This window comes from Pseudomonas sp. KH_021 (assembly GCF_057838865.1).
Genome location: NZ_CM174477.1, coordinates 5104786 through 5126251, shown reverse-complemented (window position 1 = coordinate 5126251; position 21466 = coordinate 5104786). Strand labels below are relative to the sequence as shown.

Genomic DNA, 21466 nt, shown 5'->3' with positions numbered 1-21466 from the left:
CTCACGTGGCCTCGCTCAAGGCGGTTTCCTGCAAGGCGGTCATGGCCTCGCGGGCCCAGCGTGCGGTCAGGCGCTGGCCGGGTTGAGGAGGGCTGGCGTTTTCCTGCCATTGGTTATTGGCGTGGCTGATGGTAAGGCTCTGGCCGCCATCGAGCTTCAACTCGTAGCGCGTGGCGCTGCCCTGGTATTGAACGTCATGCAGCAGGCCGCTGACCTCGATTTCATGGCTGGCCGCCGGGCCATCGGCAAAGCGAATATGTTCCGGGCGGATCGAAAAGGGCAGGGCGCTGCCACTGAGGGTTTGTGCCAGCTCCCCGCGCAGCACATTGGAGGTGCCGACAAATTCAGCGACGAAGGTGGTGGCGGGCTTCATGTAGAGGTTGCGCGGCGTATCGACCTGCTCGATCCGGCCACGATTGAAAACGGCCACCCGGTCGGACATCGACAAGGCTTCGGTCTGGTCGTGAGTCACGAAGATAAAGGTGATGCCCAATTGGCGCTGGAGTTTTTTCAGCTCGCCCTGCATCTGCTCACGCAGCTTCAGATCCAGTGCGCCCAGGGGTTCATCGAGCAGCAGCACTCGCGGCCGATTGACCAGCGCACGCGCGAGGGCCACACGCTGGCGCTGGCCACCGGACAGTTGCACCGGCTTGCGCTCGCCGTAGCCACTCAAGGCAACCATGGCCAGCGCCTCTTCGGCCCGGGCCAGGCGTTCGGCCTTGGCCACGCCCTTGACCTTCAAGCCATAGGCCACGTTATCGCGCACATTCATGTGCGGGAACAGTGCGTAATCCTGGAATACGGTGTTCACATCACGCTCATAGGGCGGCAAGCCCGCGGCCTCGACGCCATGGATGCGAATCGAGCCGGCACTGGGTTGCTCGAACCCGGCGATCAGCCGCAAGCAGGTGGTCTTGCCCGACCCCGAAGGGCCGAGCATGGAGAAAAATTCGCCGTCCTGGATGTCGATGGACACCTGGTCAACGGCCTTTACATCGCCGAACAGGCGGGAGACTTGGGTGAACTGGACTGCAAGAGTCATGGCCTGAAGCTCGAAATTGGTTTTAGGTAGGAGCCAGCCTTGGCTGCGATGAAAGCGCCGCGGTTTGCCTGATGCACCGTGGCGCGTTCATCGCAGCCAAGGCTGGCTCCTACACTGGCGCGAACAGGGAGCCTCAGCGCCCGCCCATGATTGAAATGTAGTCCTGGGTCCAGCGGCTGTACGGCACGAACTTGCCACCCTCGGCCTGCGGGGTTTTCCAGAACGCGAGCTTGTCGAACTGATCCATCCCGTTGGTGGCGCAGCCTTCAGCACCGAGCAGGACGCTTTCCTTGCAGGCGGCCGGCACCGCGGGTAACGATCCGAACCAGGCCGCTACATCACCCTGCACCTTGGGCTGCAGCGACCAGTCCATCCACTGGTAGGCACAGTTGGGGTGTTTGGCATCAGCGTGCAGCATGGTGGTGTCGGCCCAGCCAGTTGCGCCTTCTTTGGGAATCACCGAAGCCACAGGTTGGCTCTCTGCCTTTAGCCCGTTGACCATGTAGCCCCAGGAACTGGACGCTGCAACGCCTTCATTCTTCATGTCGCTCATCTGCACGGTCGCGTCATGCCAGTAGCGATGGATCAGCGGCTGCTGCTGGCGCAACAGTTCGAGCACGGCCTTGTACTGGGTTTCGGTCAGTTCATAAGGGTTCTGGATACCCAGGTCGGGCTTGGTCGACTTCAGATACAGCGCCGCGTCGGCGATATAGATCGGCCCGTCGTAAGCCTGGACGCGCCCTTTGTTCGGCTTGCCGTCCGGCAGGTTCTGCGGCTCGAACACCACGCCCCAACTGGTGGGCGGCGTCTTGAAGATGTCGGTGTTGTACATCAGCACGTTCGGGCCCCACTGGTACGGGGTGCCGTAGACCTGTTTATTGACCACATACCAGGCACCGTCCTGCAGGCGAGGGTCGATGTTCTTCCAGTTCGGAATCAGCGCGGTATTGATCGGCTGCACACGCTTGCCGGCGATCAAGCGCAACGAGGCGTCGCCTGAAGCCGTCACCAGGTCATAGCCGCCCTTGTTCATCAGGCTGACCATTTCATCGGAAGTGGCGGCGGTCTTGACGTTGATCCTACACCCGGTTTCCTTCTCGAAGCCGGTCACCCAGTCGTAGTTCTTGTCGCTTTCGCCGCGTTCGATATAACCGGGCCAGGCCACGATATCCAGCTGGCCTTCGCCTTTGCCAACCGCCTTGAGCGGTTCGGCGGCCTGGACGGCGACACTGGCCAGCAAGGTGGTGGTCAAGGCGCTGAACAGTGCAGTCTTGTGCACGAACATTGGGTATCCCTCTTGTTTAAATTATGTCGGGGCAGTTTCAAAGGGCGGGAGCTTGTTATTAGCGTAGTGCTGTTATCGGGCCTTAACTCAGATGATCGCTGTGGCGGGGTCACGAGACGGTAATGAAGGTGGGTATATATTTGATTTACTAATTAGTTGTTTGGAAAAATATATTTAACAAATATACGTTTGCGCAGCAGAATCCTTGTCATTCGCCATTCACCCGGAGAAACCCCATGCAAGACGTCGTTATCGTTGCCGCCACCCGCACAGCCATCGGCAGTTTCCAAGGCGCTCTGGCGACTGTCCCAGCGCCTGAGTTGGGCGCCGCGGTGATCCGTCGCCTGCTGGAACAGACCGGGCTGGACGGTGCTCAAGTTGATGAAGTGATCCTGGGCCAGGTGCTGACAGCAGGCTCGGGGCAGAACCCGGCGCGCCAGGCGGCGATCCTGGCCGGGCTACCCCATGCGGTCCCCGCATTGACCTTGAACAAGGTCTGCGGCTCGGGCCTCAAGGCGCTGCACCTGGGCGCGCAGGCGATCCGCTGTGGCGATGCCGAGGTGATCATCGCCGGTGGCATGGAAAACATGAGCCTGGCCCCCTATGTGATGCCGGGTGCCCGCACGGGCCTGCGCATGGGGCACGCGAAGATGATCGACAGCATGATCACCGACGGTCTGTGGGATGCCTTCAACGATTACCACATGGGTATCACCGCCGAGAACCTGGTGAGCAAGTACGACATCAGCCGCGAAGAGCAGGACGCCTTCGCCGCCGCTTCTCAGCAAAAGGCTGTCGCCGCGATCGAGGCGGGCCGCTTCAAGGATGAAATCACGCCGATCCTGATTCCTTCGCGCAAGGGTGAGCCGGTCCGCTTTGAAGTGGATGAGCAGCCGCGCCCCGGCACCACCGCCGAGTCGCTGGCCAAGCTCAAGCCGGCCTTCAAGAAAGACGGCAGCGTGACGGCGGGCAATGCCTCCACCCTCAACGATGGCGCCGCTGCCGTACTGCTGATGAGCGCTGACAAGGCCAAGGCACTGGGTTTGCCGGTACTGGCCCGCATCGCCAGCTACGCCAACGCCGGTGTCGACCCTGCGATCATGGGGATCGGCCCGGTTTCGGCCACCCAGCGCTGCTTGGCCAAGGCCGGCTGGCAACTCGATGACCTGGACCTGATCGAAGCCAACGAAGCCTTTGCTGCGCAGGCGTTGTCGGTTGGCAAGGAACTGGGCTGGGAGGCGAGCAAGGTCAACGTCAATGGCGGCGCCATCGCGTTGGGCCACCCGATTGGTGGCTCCGGCTGCCGCGTGCTGGTGACCTTGCTGCACGAGATGATCAAGCGCGACGCCAAGAAAGGCCTGGCGACGCTATGCATTGGCGGCGGCCAAGGTGTCGCGCTGGCGCTGAGCCGCGACTGAATAGCCCGCCTTTTTCGCGGAGCTTTGGAGCCCGCTTGCCGGCGATAACGACACTGCGGTGTGTCAGGCCTGACGCCTCGCGGGCAAGCCCAGCTCCTACAACGGCCAGTGCACACATCGGGTAGGAGCCCGGCTTGCCGGCGATGAAGCCACTGCGGTGTGTCAGGCCCAACTCCCCACGCGCCAGGTGAGCGGGCAACATCTGGAAGCAAATCCTCCCGCGTGTGTGCGGGAGGATCGTTCTACTCTGGGGGCACTTTTCCTACTTAATAGTGCGGCTTTCCCTGGAGGATCCCCATGATTACCCGAGGCTTGCTCGACCAACTGCTCAAATCCGGCAAGGATTTGCTGCAAAACCAGTCATCTTCTCGTTCCCCCTCAACTTCCTCTTCGTCCGGGCTCGGTAGCCTGTTGGGCGGTGCCGGCGGCGGCGCTCTGGCAGCAGGCGCCATGGGCCTGTTGCTGGGCAATAAAAAAGCACGCAAATATGGCGGCAAGGCGCTGACCTATGGTGGCCTGGCGGCGCTGGGTGTGCTGGCTTACAAGGCCTACGGCAATTGGCAGGCGCAACAACGCAGCGCGCCCCAAGGCGAGCCACAAACCCTCGACCGTTTGCCACCTACCCAGGCCGAAGAACACAGCCAGGGCATTCTCAAGGCGCTGGTGGCGGCGGCCAAGGCTGATGGGCATGTCGATGAGCGCGAGCGTGAACTGATCGAAGGTGAGTTCGTCAAGCTTACTCAGGACCGAGACCTGCAAAGCTGGTTGCACGCCGAATTGAACAAACCGCTAGACCCCGCTGATGTAGCACGTGCTGCTCGCACCCCGGAAATGGCAGCCGAGATGTACATCGCCAGCGTCATGCTGGTCGACGAAGAGCATTTTATGGAACGCGCCTACCTGGATGAACTGGCCCGCCAGTTGGCCTTGGACCCGGATTTGAAGGTGGAACTGGAAAAACAGGTTCGCCAGGCAAGCTGAAACCAAGAGGTACGTCCCGCTTTGTAGGAAAAAGCCCTCAGTAGTGTCAGAAAGTTAACAGCTAGCGGCTATAATCGGCGTATTTGGCTGGCGGGCGACCGACACTTGAGGGCTGACTGTGAAAAACTGGACTTTGCGCCAACGGATCCTGGCAAGTTTTGCCGTGATTATCGCAATCATGCTGTTGATGGTGGTTGCCTCCTACTCCCGGCTGGTGACCATCGAGTCCAGTGAAGAAGTCGTGCGCACCGACAGCATCCCCGGTGTCTACTACAGCTCCATGATTCGCAGTGCCTGGGTCGACAGCTATGTGTTTACCCAGCAATTGGTGGGGTTGAGCAACCACCGAGAAATGTCTGCCAGCGATGTCGAACAATTCAAGAGCTACGACCAACGCTTGGTCGAGCAGATGGACAACTACCGCAAGACCATCCACGAGAAGGACGATCAGATCCTCTTCGAGCAGTTCGCCCAGCTGCAACAGGCTTACGCACAAACGCTGAACCGCACCCTGGATGCCTATCGCAACAAGGATTACGCGCTGGCCCAGCGCTTGCTGAGCGAGGAGGTCACACCTGCCTGGATGGCCGGTCGCAAACACCTGAATGGCGTAATCGACCGCAACCGCATGGCGGCCGACGTTGCCACCGCCGCTATTGTCGATGCAGTGGCGGCGGCCAAGCTCAGCATGGGCATCTCCCTGCTGCTGGCGATCGTTGCTGCCGCGGTCTGTGGCCTCTTATTGATGCGCACCATCATGGCGCCGATGCAACGCATCGTGAGAATCCTCGAAATCATGCGGACCGGTGACCTCAGTACTCGTTTGAACCTGGACCGCAAGGACGAGTTTGGCGCGGTTGAAACCGGCTTCAACGACATGATGACCGAACTCACCGCCCTGGTTGCCCAGGCCCAGCGCTCCTCGGTCCAGGTCACAACTTCGGTCACCGAGATCGCGGCCACCTCCAAGCAGCAGCAGGCGACCGCCACCGAGACGGCCGCCACCACCACTGAAATCGGGGCGACCTCGCGAGAAATTGCCGCGACCTCCCGAGACCTGGTGCGGACCATGACCGAGGTGACGTCCGCCGCCGACCAGGCTTCGATTCTGGCCGGCTCCGGCCAACAGGGCCTGGCGCGTATGGAAGACACCATGCATCAGGTCATGGGCGCCGCCGATCTGGTCAACGCCAAGCTTGCGATCCTCAACGAGAAGGCCGGCAATATCAATCAGGTGGTGGTCACCATCGTCAAAGTGGCCGACCAGACCAACCTCTTGTCCCTGAACGCTGCCATCGAAGCCGAGAAGGCCGGTGAGTACGGCCGTGGCTTTGCCGTGGTTGCCACCGAAGTGCGGCGCTTGGCCGACCAGACGGCCGTGGCGACCTACGATATCGAACAGATGGTCCGCGAAATCCAGTCGGCGGTGTCCGCAGGCGTGATGGGCATGGACAAGTTTTCCGAGGAAGTGCGCCGCGGCATGTACGAAGTCACCCAGGTGGGTGAACAGTTGACCCAGATCATTCAGCAGGTTCAGGCGCTGGCGCCCCGTGTGCTGATGGTCAACGAGGGTATGCAGGCCCAAGCCACGGGTGCCGAACAGATCAACCATGCGCTGGCGCAACTGAGCGATGCCAGCAGCCAGACAGTCGACTCCTTGCGTCAGGCCAGTTTTGCCATCGATGAGTTGAGCCAAGTGGCGGTCGGGCTGCGCGGCGGTGTTTCGCGGTTTAAAGTCTGAGCCCATTGATGAACGAGCGTAAGTTGGCGCCCCAGGCTGCAAGCAGTCGGGCAGGCCGGTTATTTCTGACCTTTCGCATCGGCGCGGAGCGTTTTGCCCTGGCCGCCACTGAAGTCGCCGAAGTATTGCCCATGCAAGTGTTCAAGCCCATCGCGCAGACGCCAGGCTGGGTTCGCGGCGTGTTTGCTCATCGTGGCGAGTTGGTGCCAGTGATTGACCTGAGCGCCTTGAGCTTCGGTCAGCCAGCCCCTGAGCGCACCAGCACGCGTGTGGTGTTGGTGCATTATCGTTTCGACCCCTCTCGCCCGCACTTGCTGCTTGGCCTGGTTCTGGAGCAGGCGACCGACACGTTGCGCTGCGACCCGGCGCAGTTTCGTGACACCGGCCTGGACAACCGCGATGCGCCCTATCTGGGCCCGGTACGCGAAGATGAACACGGCCTGTTGCAGTGGGTCAGCGTCGATGCGCTGCTGCCAGACACCGTGCGTGCCCTGCTGTTTCCACAACCGCCAAGGCAATTGCAATTGGGCGAGGAGGGGTGATGGACCAGCAGCGGTTCTTTCGGTTTCTGCAGCACCGTATTGGCCTGGACGTGGCGTCGGTGGGCGCCGGCATGATCGAGCGTGCCTTGCGCCAACGCTGTAGCCTGATCAATGCCCAGGATCTGGACGACTATTGGCTGCGTCTACAGCAGTCGGCACAGGAGCAGCAGGCACTGATCGAAGCGGTCGTGGTGCCGGAAACCTGGTTCTTCCGCTATCCCGAATCCTTCACGGCCCTGGTCTGGGTGGCCCGGGCGCGCCTGGCCGAACTGAACGGTGTGCGGCCCTTGCGGCTGCTGAGCTTGCCCTGTTCGACGGGTGAGGAACCGTACTCGATCAGCATGGCACTGCTCGATGCCGGCCTCCCGAGCACGTCATTCAAGATTGATGCGATTGATATCAGCCCACAGTCGGTTAAGCGGGCTCGCAGAGCCGTGTACGGCCGTAATTCATTCCGGGGCAGCGAGCTTGATTTTCGCGAGCGCCATTTCACGCGCCTGGAAGAGGGCCTTGAGTTACACGAGGTCGTGCGTGCCCAGGTGCGCCTGCAGGTCGGCAACGTGATGGCCCCGACCCTGCTGGCCGGCGAAGCGCCTTACGACTTTGTGTTTTGTCGCAATCTGTTGATCTATTTCGATGTGCCGACCCAACAGCGCGTTTTCGATGTGCTCAAGGGACTGACGCGCGAAAAGGGCGTGCTGTTTATCGGCCCGGCCGAAGGCAGCTTGTTGGCTCGCATGGGCATGCGCCCCTTGGGCATCGCGCAGTCGTTCGCCTTCGTGCGCCAGACGCAAACGACCACTGTGCCTGCCGCCCCGTTCACGCCTGCCCTGGTGCCGCCCTTGCCCAAGCCAGTCGTGGCGGTACGCACCGCGACCGAACCTGCCTTGCGTGCTCGTTCCTCGTTCAGGCTGGCGCCTGCCGAACCCTTGCCAGTGAAGGCGTCGGGCAATGAACTGCTGTTGCAGATCGCGACCCTGGCCAATGAAGGCAAAAGTGCCGATGCGCATAGAATCTGTGAAGACTATTTGAAGCAGCACGGCCCGCACGCTCAGGTGTTTTACTGGCTGGGCCTGCTCAATGATGTGGGCGGCGATGAACTGCAAGCCCAAGGGTTCTATCGCAAGGCCCTGTATCTGGAGCCGCAGCACCCGGAGGCGCTGGCGCATCTGGCAGCTTTGTTGGCCGCGAGGGGTGACGCCGCCGGTGCCAGGCGCCTGCAGGAACGCGCCATGCGCAGCGGCCAAGGGAAGGCTAACGGATGATCGGCCTGAATTCGCTGAACATGATCCACACCGATGCGCATGACATTGATGACTGCTGGAATCGCATCGGTGTGCATGGCGACAAATCCTGCCCGCTGCTTGAAGAGCACGTGCATTGCCGCAACTGTTCGGTGCAAGCCGCCGCCGCCACCCGGCTGCTGGACCGCTATTCGCTTTCGCGGCAAGAGACGCAGGTGCGCCAGGTCGAGCAGGTTCGTGTTGGAACGCGTTCGCTGTTGCTGTTTCGCTTAGGGGAAGAGTGGCTGGCCTTGCCGACCCGTTGCCTGGTCGAAGTGGCCCCTTTGCAGCCCATTCATTCCTTGCCTCATCAGCGTTCGCGCGCCTTGCTGGGTGTTGCCAACGTGCGCGGTGCGCTGGTGGCTTGCCTGTCGCTGACGGAGCTGCTCGGCCTGCCGGCCAGTGCGCCGCCGCAAGCCGCAGCGCGCGTCATGCCGCGCATGTTGATCCTGGCAGCCGAGGGCGGTTCGGTGGTGGTGCAGGTCGAGGAAGTCGATGGCATCCACGGTTTCGATCAGCAGGAACTAGAGCGCAACGAGGTCGCCCAGCCACAGGCCGGCACTCGCTTTACTCAGACAGTGCTGCAGTTCAAGGGGCGCAGTGTGCGGGTGCTGGATGAGGCGCAATTGTTGTCTGCCATGAGCCGGAGCCTGTCATGACCCCCGACCAGATGCGCGACGCCTCGCTGCTCGAACTCTTCGCCCTGGAGGCCGAGGCCCAGACTCAAGTGCTCAGTGCAGGCCTGCTGGCGCTGGAGCGCAACCCGACCCAGGCCGATCAGTTGGAAGCCTGCATGCGCGCTGCGCACTCGCTCAAGGGGGCGGCGCGAATCGTCGGGCTGGATGCGGGCGTACGCATCGCTCATGTGATGGAAGACTGCCTGGTGAGCGCCCAGGAGGGCCGGCTGTATCTGCTGCCCGAGCATATCGATGCCTTGCTGCAAGGCACCGATCTGTTGCTGCGTATCTCCACGCCTGCCGGCGCCTCGATTGGTCCGGCGCAAATCGAAACCTTCGAAAGGCAACTGACGGCGCTGGTCGAAGACGGGGTGCGTTCACCGGGGGCACGTGTCTCGACTGCACCTGTGGCGACGCCCGCGCCCGCGTCGCTGGAAAGCCTGCTGACGTTGCCTGAATCCGATCCGCCCGCGATTGACCCAGAGCCGGAATTGACGCTGGAGACGCCGAGAAGCAACCGCCTCAATGAAGGGGGTGAGCGGGTACTGCGGGTGACCGCCGAGCGCCTGAACAGCCTCTTGGATCTGTCGAGCAAGGCGCTGGTCGAGACCCAGCGGCTCAAACCGTATTTGGGAACCTTGCAACGCATCAAGCGCATGCAGTCCCAGAGTATCCGTGCGCTGGAAGACCTGAAAACCCAACTGGACAGCCAAGGGCAACGCGCTGAGGTGCATGAAGCCATGACCGTGGCCCTGCAACTGCTGGGCGACACTCGGCAGATGTTGCAGGAGCAGACCGTGGCGCTGGATGAGTTCGGCTGGCAGAGTGGCCAGCGCGCCCAACTGCTGTACGACACCGCGCTGGCTTGCCGCATGCGGCCGTTTGCCGATGTGTTGACCGGCCAGTCCCGTATGGTCCGGGATCTGGGACGCTCGCTGGGCAAGCAAGTTCGGCTGGACATTGAAGGCGATAAGACCCAGGTCGACCGTGATGTTCTGGAAAAGCTCGAAGCCCCTTTGACTCACCTGCTACGCAATGCCGTGGACCACGGGATCGAGTCTCCTGAGCAACGCTTGTTGAGCGGTAAACCAGGCGAAGGCCGGATTCTTCTGCGCGCCTCCCATCAAGCCGGCCTGCTGGTACTGGAGATCAGCGATGACGGCGGCGGTGTCGATCTGCAGCGCCTTGGCCGCAGTATCGTCGAGCGCGAACTGTCCACGGCCGAGACGGCGGCCCAGCTCAGCGAGGAAGAGTTGCTCAGCTTCCTGTTCTTGCCCGGCTTCAGTCTTCGCGACCAGGTCACCGAAGTGTCCGGGCGCGGTGTGGGCCTGGATGCGGTGCAGCATAGCGTCCGCCAACTGCATGGCTCGGTGTTGCTCACCCAGGTGCATGGGCAGGGCAGCCGTTTTCATCTGGAAGTGCCGCTGACCCTGTCGGTGGTGCGCAGCCTGGTGGTGGATGTCGGCGGCGAGGCCTATGCCTTCCCGCTGGCGCACATCGAGCGCACCCTGGAGCTGCCGATCGAGGCGATTGTCCAACTCGAAGGGCGCCAGCACTTCTGGCATGAAGGCCGGCATGTCGGCCTGGTGGCTGCCAGCCAATTGTTGAACCGCCCCACCGCCCAGTGCGAAAGCGAAACCCTGAGCGTGGTGGTGATCCGCGAGCGTGATGCGATCTATGGCGTGGCCGTCGAGCGCTTTATCGGTGAACGCACGTTGGTGGTGCTGCCGCTGGATGCGCGCCTGGGCAAGGTGCAGGATGTCTCGGCCGGCGCTTTGCTCGACGACGGCTCAGTGGTCTTGATCATCGACGTCGAAGACCTGTTGCGCTCGGTCGAAAAGTTGCTCAGCACAGGAAGATTGGAACGCATCGATCGCGGCCGGCGCTCGATCAGCGAAGTGCCGCGCAAGCGCGTTCTGGTGGTGGATGACTCGCTCACGGTGCGCGAACTTGAGCGCAAACTACTGAGCCACAAAGGTTATGACGTGGCGGTGGCGGTCGATGGCATGGACGGCTGGAACGCTTTGCGCGCCGAAGACTTCGACCTGCTGATTACCGATATCGATATGCCGCGCATGGACGGAATCGAGCTGGTGACCCTGTTGCGCCGCGACAGTCGCCTGCAATCGCTGCCGGTGATGGTGGTGTCTTACAAGGATCGCGAAGAAGACCGTCGGCGTGGACTGGAGGCTGGCGCCGACTACTATTTGGCAAAGGCCAGTTTCCACGATGATGCCTTGCTCGAGGCTGTGGTTGAGTTGATAGGGAGTGCGCAGGGATGAAGATCGCTATCGTCAACGACATGCCGTTGGCCGTCGAGGCTTTACGTCGGGCGTTGGCATTTGAGCCGAGCCATCAAGTGGTGTGGGTGGCAGGCAACGGCGCCGAAGCGGTGCAGCGCTGCGCAGAATTGACACCGGACCTGATCCTCATGGATTTGATCATGCCGGTGATGGACGGCGTCGAAGCCACACGCCGGATCATGGCGGCGACCCCTTGTGCCATCGTGATTGTCACGGTGGACCGCGAACAGAATGTACACCGGGTATTCGAAGCCATGGGGCATGGTGCCCTGGACGTCGTCGATACCCCGGCGTTGGGGGCGGGTGACCCTCGCCAGGCCGCAGCGCCGCTGTTGCGCAAAATCCTCAATATCAGTTGGCTGGTGGGCCAGCAGCCAGCGCCTGCCAGGCCCTTGATGCCGACCCTGCGCGATATAGTGCAGCGCCAGGGCCTGGTGGCGATCGGCTCCTCTGCCGGTGGGCCGGCCGCGTTGGAGATTCTGCTTAAAGGCTTGCCTAAGGATTTTTCCGCGGCCATCGTGCTGGTCCAGCACGTTGACCAGGTGTTCGCCAGCGGCATGGCCCAGTGGCTCAGCAGTGCATCCGGCCTGGACGTGCGGCTGGCCTGCGAAGGTGAACAGCCGCAAAGCGGGGCGGTCCTGCTGGCGGGCACTAATCACCATCTCAGGCTTTTAAAGACGGGTGCGTTGGCCTACACCGAGGCACCTGCCAATGCCATCTATCGCCCCTCGATCGATGTGTTTTTTGACAGTGTCGCCGACTACTGGCGGGGGGATGCGGTCGGGGTGTTGCTGACCGGCATGGGCCGTGATGGCGCCCAGGGCCTCAAGCACATGCGCGAGCGTGGTTTTTTGACCATCGCCCAGGACCAGCAAAGTTCAGCGGTCTACGGCATGCCCAAGGCTGCCGCCGAGATCAACGCCGCCGTGGAGGTGCGGTCTCTGGACCGAATTGCTCCAAGGTTGATGGAAGTATTTTCGAAATGAATCCAAGTGTTCGGCCAAGCCGGATGGCAGGCAGTAATCAGGTGACAAGGCATGAATGATCTACCGATCGACGGTTTCAAGACCGCCAACGAAAACGCCGCGATGGTTCTATTGGTCGATGACCAGGCCATGATCGGCGAAGCCGTGCGCCGTGGTCTGGCCCAGGAAGCGAACATCGACTTCCATTTTTGCGCCGATCCTCACCAGGCGATTGCCCAGGCTATCCGCATCAAGCCCACGGTGATCCTCCAGGATCTGGTCATGCCGGGCCTGGACGGCTTGACCCTGGTGCGCGAGTACCGCGCGCACCCGGTCACCCGGGATATCCCCATCATCGTCCTGTCGACCAAGGAAGACCCGCTGATCAAGAGTGCCGCGTTCGCCGCAGGCGCCAACGACTACCTGGTCAAGCTGCCCGACAACATCGAGCTGGTGGCGCGCATTCGCTACCACTCCAAGTCCTACCTGACCTTGCTGCAGCGCGACGAAGCCTATCGTGCCCTGCGCGTCAGCCAGCAGCAGTTGCTGGACACCAACCTGGTGTTGCAGCGGCTGATGAACTCGGACGGCCTGACCGGGCTTTCCAATCGCCGGCACTTCGACGAGTACCTGGAACTGGAGTGGCGCCGAGCCCAGCGTGAGCAGACGCAGTTGTCGCTGTTGATGATCGATGTGGACTACTTCAAGTCTTATAACGACAACTTTGGCCACCTCGACGGCGACGAAGCCCTGCGCCGTGTGGCCGATGCCATTCGTAATTCCTGCAGCCGGCCTTCGGACCTGCCCGCGCGCTATGGCGGTGAAGAATTCGCCCTGGTATTACCCAATACCTCCCTGGGCGGCGCGCGGCTGGTGGCAGAAAAACTGCGCCAGACCATCGCTGCCTTGAAAATCCCGCACATCGCCCCGGACCTAGACGCGTACCTGACCGCCAGCATTGGCGTCGCCACCCAGACGCCACAAGCGGGCAGCTTTTGTCGGCAACTGATCTCAGCGGCCGACAAGGGCTTATATCTCGCCAAGAACAACGGCCGTAACCAGGTCGGCGTCGACTGACGCTCCCTGTAGGAGCCGGCTTTAGCCGCGATGAACGCGCCGCGGTGCATCAGACAAACCGCGGTGCATTTATCGCGGCTAAAGCCGGCTCCTACCCCATTCATCCCGCCCAGCGGGCTGCCGTCGCCCCTCAGACTGCGCTATACTCCCCGGCTTTTGACAGACATACGCACGAGAGCCGCCCGCCCATGGAAATCAACCCGATCCTGAACAGCATCAAGGACCTGACCGAGCGCTCGCAGTCCATTCGGGGGTATCTTTGACTACGATCACAAGCATGACCGCCTGATCGAAGTTAACCGCGAACTCGAAGACCCAAGCGTCTGGAACAAACCTGAGTACGCCCAGGAGCTGGGCCGCGAGCGCGCTGCGCTGGCTCAGATCGTCGAGACCCTGGACGAAATGTCCGGTGGCCTGTCTGACGCCCGTGACCTGCTGGATATGGCTGTCGAGGAAGACGATGAAGGCGCAGTCGCCGACGTTGTCGCCGAAATCGATCGCCTGCGCGAGTCGCTGGAGAAGCTGGAATTCCGCCGCATGTTCAGCGGTGAAATGGACATGAACAACGCCTACCTGGATATCCAGGCCGGTTCCGGTGGCACCGAAGCCCAGGACTGGGCCAACATCCTGCTGCGCATGTACCTGCGCTGGGCTGACAAGCGCGGCTTCGACGCCACCATCATGGAACTGTCGGCAGGTGAAGTCGCCGGCATCAAGGGCGCGACTGTGCACATCAAGGGCGAATACGCCTTTGGCTGGCTGCGTACCGAAATTGGCGTTCACCGCCTGGTGCGCAAGAGCCCGTTCGACTCCGGCAACCGCCGCCACACCTCGTTCTCTGCCGTATTCGTCTCCCCCGAGATCGACGACAAGGTGGAAATCGAGATCAACCCGGCAGACCTGCGTATCGACACCTACCGCTCCTCGGGCGCCGGTGGCCAGCACGTAAACACCACCGACTCGGCCGTACGTATCACCCACGTACCGAGTAACACCGTGGTCAGCTGCCAGAACGAACGCTCCCAGCACGCCAACAAAGACACCGCCATGAAAATGCTGCGGGCCAAGTTGTACGAGCAGGAAATGCAACGCCGTAGCGCCGCCTCCCAGGCACTGGAAGACACCAAGTCGGATATCGGCTGGGGTCACCAGATCCGTTCGTATGTGCTTGACGCCTCGCGGATCAAGGACCTGCGCACCAACATCGAACGCAGCGACTGCGACAAGGTGCTCGATGGCGACATCGACGAATACCTGGAAGCCAGCCTCAAACAAGGGCTGTAAGCGCGACACCTGTGCTGCGGGCAAGCACGCTTCTTTAAATGTAGGAGCAGGGCTTGCCCGCGATCCCTCGCCGCTGGCGAGGGGCAATGAACCCGTGATGGAAAATGTGACGACATGAGCGACCTCAAACTCGACCCGCAAGACCTGCAACAGGAAGAAAACACCCTGATCGCCCTGCGCAAGGAAAAACTTGCCGCAGAACGCGCCAAGGGTCAGGCCTTCCCCAACGACTTCCGTCGCGACAACTACTGCAACGACCTGCAGAAACAGTACGCGGACAAGACCAAGGAAGAGCTGGAAGCTGCAGCGATCCCGGTCAAGGTTGCCGGTCGCATCATGCTCAACCGTGGTTCGTTCATGGTGATCCAGGACATGACCGGTCGCATCCAGGTCTACGTCAACCGCAAGACCCTGCCAGAAGAAACCCTGGCGGCCGTCAAGACTTGGGACATGGGCGATATCATCGCAGCCGTTGGCACCCTGGCCCGTTCCGGCAAGGGCGACCTGTACGTCGAGATGACCGAAGTACGCCTGCTGACCAAGTCGCTGCGCCCGCTGCCGGACAAGCATCACGGCCTGACCGACACCGAACAGCGCTACCGCCAGCGTTACGTCGACCTGATGGTCAACGAAGATACCCGCCAGACGTTCCGCGTTCGTTCGCAAGTCATCGCTCACATCCGCAGCTTCCTGATGCAGCGTGACTTCCTGGAAGTCGAAACGCCGATGCTGCAGACCATCCCGGGCGGTGCCGCGGCCAAGCCGTTCGAGACCCACCACAACGCGCTGGACATGGAAATGTTCCTGCGTATCGCGCCTGAGCTGTACCTCAAGCGCCTGGTGGTCGGTGGTTTCGAGAAAGTCTTCGAAATCAACCGCAACTTCCGTAACGAAGGCGTTTCGACCCGGCACAACCCCGAGTTCACCATGCTCGAGTTCTACCAGGCCTACGCTGACTACGAAGACAACATGAACCTGACCGAAGAACTGTTCCGCGAGTTGGCGCAGCTTGTTCTCGGAACTACCGACGTGCCGTACGGCGACAAGGTGTTCCACTTCGGCGAACCGTTCGTACGCCTGTCGGTGTTCGACGCGATCCTCAAGTACAACCCGGAACTCACCGCGGCCGACCTGAGCGACACCGACAAGGCCCGTGAAATCGCCAAGAAAGCCGGCGCCAAGGTGCTGGGCTTCGAAGGCCTGGGCAAGCTGCAGGTGATGATTTTCGAAGAGCTGGTCGAGCACAAGCTGGAGCAGCCGCACTTCATTACCCAGTACCCGTTCGAAGTGTCGCCACTGGCGCGCCGCAACGATGACAACCCGAACGTCACCGACCGCTTCGAGCTGTTTATCGGTGGCCGTGAAATCGCCAACGCCTACTCCGAGCTCAACGATGCCGAAGACCAGGCCGAACGCTTCATGGCGCAGGTAGCCGACAAGGACGCCGGTGACGACGAAGCCATGCACTACGACGCCGACTTCGTTCGCGCGCTGGAGTACGGCATGCCGCCAACGGCCGGCGAAGGCATCGGTATCGACCGTCTGGTCATGCTGTTGACCAACTCCCCGTCGATTCGCGACGTCATCCTGTTCCCGCACATGCGCCCCGAGGCCTGACGGTCCACCGCGGTGTGGCCATCGCGGTGGTCCGGCATTCCGGTAAACCCGGCTCCTACAGGAGCCGGGTCGCCTGTAGGAGCCGGGTTTACCCGCGATGAATACGCCGCGGTCTATTTGTATAACCGTGGCGTATTCATCGCAGGCAAGCCTGGCTCCTACACGCCGCCTTTTCAGGCGGCTTTTTCTTGGCCCAGAATAATTCGATCGACAAGAACCGAGGGTTAGCGCAGTGACTCCTGTAATGGCTCAACAAGGTGCCGCCGGCGTTGCCACCGCCGTGGCAGAAAGTGTTCAGTATCAGGGCCGCAAGGCCAGCCGCCAGGGAAGCGAGCTACGTCGCCAGGAGATTCTCGATGCCGCCTTGCGCATTGTCGTGCGCGACGGTGTGCGTGGCGTGCGTCATCGGGCGGTGGCCACAGAGGCGGGCGTGCCGCTGTCGGCGACCACCTACTACTTCAAGGACATCCAGGATCTGCTCAGCGACGCCTTCGCCCTGTATGTGGAGCGCAGCGCGGACTATATGGTCAAGCTTTGGACCAATACCGAGCTGATCCTGCGCCAGTTAGTGGCCCAGGGCGATGGCAGCCCTGCCGCGCGTGCGCGCCTGGCTGATGACGTGGCCAAGCTCACCGCCGACTATGTGATTCATCAGCTCAACACCCGCCGCGATTATCTGATGGCCGAGCAGGCGTTCCGCCAGGAAGCGCTGATCAACCCGCGTTTGGCGCAATTGGTGTGCTCGCACCAACGAATCTTGTTGCAAGGCACCTGTCAGATGCTCCAGGTTGTCGGCTCGCGTGAGCCACAACAGGATGCCAAAGTGTTGACGGCGATTATCGGGGGGATGGAATATCAGGCACTGCTCAATCATGCGCAGCCGCCGGCCGAGGACGAAAGCCTCGCAATTCTTACCCGATACATGCATCTGGTGTTGGCCTCGACCTGAGCCGCGGTATTACAAGGAGAGCTGGATGAAAGCCTGGCGTGTCGTACTGGCCATGACGTTTCTGATGTTGAGCGGGTGCCTGGTGACCTTCAAGGACCCTATTCCGGCCGATCAGGCGGCGCCCATGGCCCTGTTGGGCAAGTGGTCCAGCAAGGACGCCTGGGGTGAACACCTTTACCTTGAAATCAGCCGTGACGGGCACAACCGCTATCAGGCGGTCAGTTATCCCAAGGGCAAGAAAAGCGAACGTCACGCTTACCCCTTCACTGTCTCTCGCCATGGCAGCCGCTGGTATGTGTCGGCGCCGGTCCCGGACAAGTACGGAGGCCATTACACCCTGGCTGGCTTCGAGCTGACCGACAACCAGGAACTGGTGGTCTATAGCCTCGATCTTGAGCGTTTCAAGCAAGTGCTCGACCAGCGCATGATGGGTGGCGATACCTTCGAGACCGACGATGGCGACGGCATCTACATTTCGAGCCCTCTGTCGCAGGTCTTTACTTACCTGGATGAGCCGGCCAATTCCGACGTGTTCGTGGAAGCTGCGCGTTATCAACGACGCACCCCTCAGTAAGCCCCATAGCGTTCAATCAAGGAGTCAGGTGTGGACGAGTACCAGCAGACCATTCGCGGCTTGTCCGATCGTATCGTGCTGGCGCAGGCGCCGATTCGGGTGCTCGATGCGGTGAAGTGGGACGACAGCATTCGCGAAGGCTTTCTCAAGACCAAGGGCAAGGAGCCACCGGCGGTGGACCGTGCCTATTACCAGAACCGCCCACTGGCGTTCGACTCCAGCGCCACGAAGCTTGAATTCCAGAACATCGAGCGCGATATCACCCGCCAACTGGGCCAGTTCAACCCGGTGGGGCAGATCATGCGGCGCATGTGCAAGGAGTACCGCATGGTCGTGCGCATGCTCGAGGCGCGTGGCACCGAAGACTTTGGCCTGATCTCCCAGGAGCTGTACGGCGCAGCCTCGGATGCTTTCCACGCCGGAGACCCGACGTTGTCTGACCTGGGCCTGATGCTGTCCGATTACTTGAACAATATCGCCGGCCGCGGCGACCTCAAGGACGAGCCCAAGAACCTCACCGCGCCACAGGCCGTGGAGATGCTCCAGAGCCGCTTGAACAAGGTCTTTGGCGAAGCCGAGGAAACGGTGCGGGTGTTTGTCTCCGACGGCATCGTTGCGGATGCCGCCGCCGGCGCGGACTACATCAAGGTGCGCGCCGACGCCCTGTTCAACATTCGCGATGTGCGCGCGCTGGAGGTACACGAAGGGCTGGTGCATGTGGGCACCACCCTCAATGGCCTGAACCAGCCGATCTGCACGTTTTTATCCAAGGGCCCGCCCTCCTCAACGGTGACCCAGGAAGGCCTGGCGATCTTGATGGAGGTGATTGCCTTCGCGTCCTACCCCAGCCGGCTGCGTAAATTGACCAACCGCACCCGCGCCATCCACATGGTGGAGGAGGGCGCCGACTTTCTGCAGATCTTCGAGTTTTTCCGCGAGCAAGGATTTGGCATGCCGGAAAGCTACGGCAATGCCAGCCGAGTGTTCCGTGGCTCCGTCCCCAATGGCCTGCCCTTTACCAAAGACCTGTCCTACCTCAAGGGCTTCATCATGGTCTACAACTACATTCAGTTGGCGGTACGCAAAGGCAAGCTTGAGCAGATACCGCTGCTGTTCTGTGGCAAGACCACCCTGGAAGATATGCGCACTATGCGCCAGTTGGTGGACGAGGGACTGGTGATAGCACCCAAATATTTGCCAGAGCAGTTTCGCGACCTTAACGCGTTGTCGGCCTGGATGTGCTTCTCCAACTTCCTCAACCACCTGAGCCTGGACCGGATTGAAGCTGACTACTCGAACATTCTGTAAGCCGCTGCTCCTGGCCTTGCTCCTGGGCCTGGCCGGGTGCAGCTCGCTGCTGTTCTACCCCGAGCCGGGCCAGCCCTTCACCCCGGCAAAAGCCAAGCTTGAATACCGCGACCTGACGTTGACGGCCGCCGATGGCACGCGGCTGCATGCCTGGTGGTTACCCGCCAAAGAGGGAGTCCAGGTCAAAGGCACAGTGCTGCACCTGCATGGCAACGGCGGCAACCTGGCCTGGCATTTGGGGGCCAGTTGGTGGTTGCCGGAGCAGGGTTATCAGGTGCTGTTGATCGATTACCGCGGCTACGGCTTGTCCGAGGGAGAACCCGGTTTTCCGGCGATCTATCAAGATGTGGCGGCTGCGCTTGACTGGCTGCAGCAGGCGCCAGAGGTGCAGGGCAAACCCCTGGTGTTGCTGGGCCAGAGCCTTGGCGGCGCGGTAGGTATCCATTATCTGGCCGAACATCCCGAACAGCGTCGCCGCTTCAAGGCCATGGTGTTCGATGGCGTGCCGGCCAGCTATCGAGGGGTGGGGCAATATGCGTTGAGCACCTCGTGGATGACTTGGGCCTTGCAGGTGCCGCTGTCATGGATAGTGCCTGATAGCGACAGTGCGATCCGGGCCATGCCCAACCTTACGGGCGTGCCACAGTTGTTCTTCCACAGCATCGATGACCCGCTTGTGCCACTTCCCAACGGCATCCGCTTGTATCAAGCTGCGTCGCCGCCCAAAGTCCTGCAATTGACCCGAGGCGGCCACGTGCAGACCTTTGCCGATAAAACCTGGCGCCAGGTCATGCTGCGTTTCCTGGATGACCCCGAGCACTTCAACGGCTTGCGCCGCCTGGCCGAAGTGCCCAATTATCCGCCGCCCGCAAAACCCGAGAGTTCGCAATGAGTGAAGAACGCAACGCCATCCCGCTGATCATTACCGGCATCTGCAGCATTCTCGGCACCGTCGGTTGCCTGTGGTATTACGGCTACCTGCACTTTGCCAAGCCAGAAGACGCGCTGCTGCTGACCGAGTTCACCATGCTCAAGACCGTGCCAGGCGAAGACTACAAGATCTCCCTGAAGCCGGCGCCACAAGTGGCCCAGTGTGTGGAGGGTGTGCTGGTGCTGTTCGATACCGAACAGAAAGGCCTGACCGGCGTGCTGGTCGACGCCAAGAAGCAAGCGGTGCGCTGCATGGGCCAGGAAACCCGGTAGGAGCCGGCTTTACCGGAGTGCCGGACCACCACGATGAAGGCACCGCGGTTTGCCTGATACACCGTGGTGCGGCCATCGCAGTGGTCCGGCACTCCGGCAAGGCTGGCTCCTACAGCGGTCGGTAGGAGCCGGCTTTAGCCGCGATGAAGGCGCCGCGGTTTGCCTGATACACCGTGGTGCGGCCATCGCAGTGGTCCGGCACTCCGGCAAGGCTGGCTCCTACAGCGATCGGTAGGAGCCGGCTTTAGCCGCGATGAGCATAGGTATCTACACAATTCTGGGGCAGCGCGGCTCTTGTAGCCGCTGCCGAGGTACGAGGCTGCGATCGGCGGCGAAGCCGTCGTAAATTCAGGCCCTTCGGTGTGCCTGATGGATTACGGTCTCAGGTTTTACGGCCGCTTCGCTGCCGATCGCAGCCTCGTACCTCGTCAGCGGCTACATTCGTAGCAGTAGACGAGTTCAGCGAGGCCAGGTCCGGGGACGTAGTCCTCGCAAAGCCTGTACTCGCGGTGTATCTGAATACTGAAGTGCCAGGTTTTACGACTGCTGCGCAGCCGGACGTGGCCTCGTTCTACTCGTCCACTGCTACGAAATGCAGTACACCAAAAGATGTGTAGATACCTATGGCCATCGCAGTGGTCCGGCACTCCGGCAAGGCTGGCTCCTACAGCGGTCGGTAGGAGCCGGCTTGCCGCGATGAAGGCACCGCGGTTTGCCTGATATACCGTGGTGGGGCCATCGCAGCATAGGTATCTACACAATTCTGGGGCAGCGCGGCTCTTGTAGCCGCTGCCGAGGTACGAGGCTGCGATCGGCGGCGAAGCCGTCGTAAATTCAGGCCCTTCGGTGTGCCTGATGGATTACGGTCTCAGGTTTTACGGCCGCTTCGCTGCCGATCGCAGCCTCGTACCTCGTCAGCGGCTACATTCGTAGCAGTAGACGAGTTCAGCGAGGCCAGGTCCGGGGACGTAGTCCTCGCAAAGCCTGTACTCGCGGTGTATCTGAATACTGAAGTGCCAGGTTTTACGACTGCTGCGCAGCCGGACGTGGCCTCGTTCTACTCGTCCACTGCTACGAAATGCAGTACACCAAAAGATGTGTAGATACCTATGGCCATCGCAGTGGTCCGGCACTCCGGCAAGCCTGGCTCCTACAGCGGTCGGTAGGAGCCGGCTTTAGCCGCGATGAAGGCACCGCGGTTTACCTGATACACCGTG

Annotated in this window: 18 protein-coding genes; 16 read left to right on the top strand and 2 right to left on the bottom strand. The window is 61.4% G+C overall.

Going from position 1 to position 21466, the window contains the following annotated elements; genetic code table 11:
* Position 1: 1 nt before the first annotated feature.
* Both AC3IX4_RS23610 and ydcS read right to left on the bottom strand, forming a co-directional pair.
* Entirely contained in the window at positions 2 to 1042 is a 1041-nt protein-coding gene (locus AC3IX4_RS23610) for an ABC transporter ATP-binding protein (RefSeq protein ID WP_489257768.1), read from the bottom strand.
* Positions 1043 to 1175: 133 nt separating this feature from the next.
* Positions 1176 to 2327 carry a putative ABC transporter substrate-binding protein YdcS gene (gene ydcS, locus AC3IX4_RS23605; RefSeq protein WP_489257767.1) on the bottom strand — a complete coding sequence of 384 codons (1152 nt, stop codon included), beginning with the start codon at positions 2325 to 2327 and terminating at the stop codon, positions 1176 to 1178.
* 236 nt (positions 2328 to 2563) lie between these two features.
* On the opposite strand from ydcS, the gene AC3IX4_RS23600 reads away from it, so the two are divergent.
* From AC3IX4_RS23600 to AC3IX4_RS23525, 16 genes are all read left to right on the top strand, one after another.
* Complete coding sequence (locus AC3IX4_RS23600; RefSeq protein WP_489257766.1) at positions 2564 to 3745, top strand: acetyl-CoA C-acetyltransferase; 1182 nt, start codon at positions 2564 to 2566, stop codon at positions 3743 to 3745.
* Positions 3746 to 4042: 297 nt separating this feature from the next.
* Positions 4043 to 4726 carry a tellurite resistance TerB family protein gene (locus AC3IX4_RS23595; RefSeq protein ID WP_489257765.1) on the top strand — a complete coding sequence of 228 codons (684 nt, stop codon included), beginning with the start codon at positions 4043 to 4045 and terminating at the stop codon, positions 4724 to 4726.
* A gap of 118 nt (positions 4727 to 4844) precedes the next feature.
* Positions 4845 to 6467, top strand: a complete 1623-nt coding sequence (locus AC3IX4_RS23590; protein ID WP_489257764.1) for a methyl-accepting chemotaxis protein — start codon at positions 4845 to 4847, stop codon at positions 6465 to 6467.
* Between the two features lie 8 nt (positions 6468 to 6475).
* A complete protein-coding gene (locus AC3IX4_RS23585; protein WP_489257763.1) occupies positions 6476 to 7009 on the top strand; it encodes a chemotaxis protein CheW in 534 nt (177 codons plus the stop codon).
* Positions 7009 to 8274, top strand: a complete 1266-nt coding sequence (locus tag AC3IX4_RS23580) for a CheR family methyltransferase (protein ID WP_489257762.1) — start codon at positions 7009 to 7011, stop codon at positions 8272 to 8274. The genes AC3IX4_RS23585 and AC3IX4_RS23580 overlap by 1 nt, the downstream gene beginning before the upstream one ends.
* The gene (locus AC3IX4_RS23575; RefSeq protein WP_489257761.1) at positions 8271 to 8951 is read left to right on the top strand and encodes a chemotaxis protein CheW; all 681 of its coding nucleotides are present in this window, start codon (positions 8271 to 8273) and stop codon (positions 8949 to 8951) included. Before AC3IX4_RS23580 ends, AC3IX4_RS23575 begins: the two co-directional genes overlap by 4 nt.
* Positions 8948 to 11251 (top strand): hybrid sensor histidine kinase/response regulator, encoded by a 2304-nt coding sequence (locus tag AC3IX4_RS23570; protein ID WP_489257760.1) that lies wholly within the window; start codon positions 8948 to 8950, stop codon positions 11249 to 11251. Before AC3IX4_RS23575 ends, AC3IX4_RS23570 begins: the two co-directional genes overlap by 4 nt.
* Positions 11248 to 12258 carry a chemotaxis response regulator protein-glutamate methylesterase gene (locus AC3IX4_RS23565; RefSeq protein ID WP_489257759.1) on the top strand — a complete coding sequence of 337 codons (1011 nt, stop codon included), beginning with the start codon at positions 11248 to 11250 and terminating at the stop codon, positions 12256 to 12258. Before AC3IX4_RS23570 ends, AC3IX4_RS23565 begins: the two co-directional genes overlap by 4 nt.
* 51 nt (positions 12259 to 12309) lie before the next feature.
* Positions 12310 to 13314 carry a diguanylate cyclase domain-containing protein gene (locus tag AC3IX4_RS23560; protein WP_489257758.1) on the top strand — a complete coding sequence of 335 codons (1005 nt, stop codon included), beginning with the start codon at positions 12310 to 12312 and terminating at the stop codon, positions 13312 to 13314.
* 188 nt (positions 13315 to 13502) lie between these two features.
* A protein-coding gene (gene prfB / locus AC3IX4_RS23555; protein WP_489257757.1) for a peptide chain release factor 2 occupies positions 13503 to 14598 on the top strand; the annotation gives its coding sequence in 2 pieces (ribosomal slippage) (positions 13503 to 13574 and positions 13576 to 14598; 1095 coding nt in all).
* A gap of 114 nt (positions 14599 to 14712) precedes the next feature.
* On the top strand, positions 14713 to 16215 hold the full coding sequence (gene lysS, locus AC3IX4_RS23550; protein WP_489257756.1) for a lysine--tRNA ligase: 1503 nt from the start codon (positions 14713 to 14715) through the stop codon (positions 16213 to 16215).
* 244 nt (positions 16216 to 16459) lie between these two features.
* Positions 16460 to 17164, top strand: coding sequence for a TetR/AcrR family transcriptional regulator (locus tag AC3IX4_RS23545; protein ID WP_489257755.1), 705 nt, complete (start codon positions 16460 to 16462; stop codon positions 17162 to 17164).
* A gap of 25 nt (positions 17165 to 17189) precedes the next feature.
* Complete coding sequence (locus AC3IX4_RS23540) at positions 17190 to 17738, top strand: hypothetical protein (RefSeq protein WP_489257754.1); 549 nt, start codon at positions 17190 to 17192, stop codon at positions 17736 to 17738.
* 30 nt (positions 17739 to 17768) lie between these two features.
* The gene (locus AC3IX4_RS23535) at positions 17769 to 19046 is read left to right on the top strand and encodes a flavohemoglobin expression-modulating QEGLA motif protein (RefSeq protein ID WP_489257753.1); all 1278 of its coding nucleotides are present in this window, start codon (positions 17769 to 17771) and stop codon (positions 19044 to 19046) included.
* Entirely contained in the window at positions 19018 to 19938 is a 921-nt protein-coding gene (locus tag AC3IX4_RS23530) for an alpha/beta hydrolase (protein WP_489257752.1), read from the top strand. Before AC3IX4_RS23535 ends, AC3IX4_RS23530 begins: the two co-directional genes overlap by 29 nt.
* Positions 19935 to 20249: a PA3694 family proteiin gene (locus AC3IX4_RS23525; protein WP_489257751.1), complete on the top strand. Its 315-nt coding sequence runs from the start codon at positions 19935 to 19937 to the stop codon at positions 20247 to 20249. Before AC3IX4_RS23530 ends, AC3IX4_RS23525 begins: the two co-directional genes overlap by 4 nt.
* The last annotated feature ends 1217 nt before the right edge of the window (positions 20250 to 21466 follow it).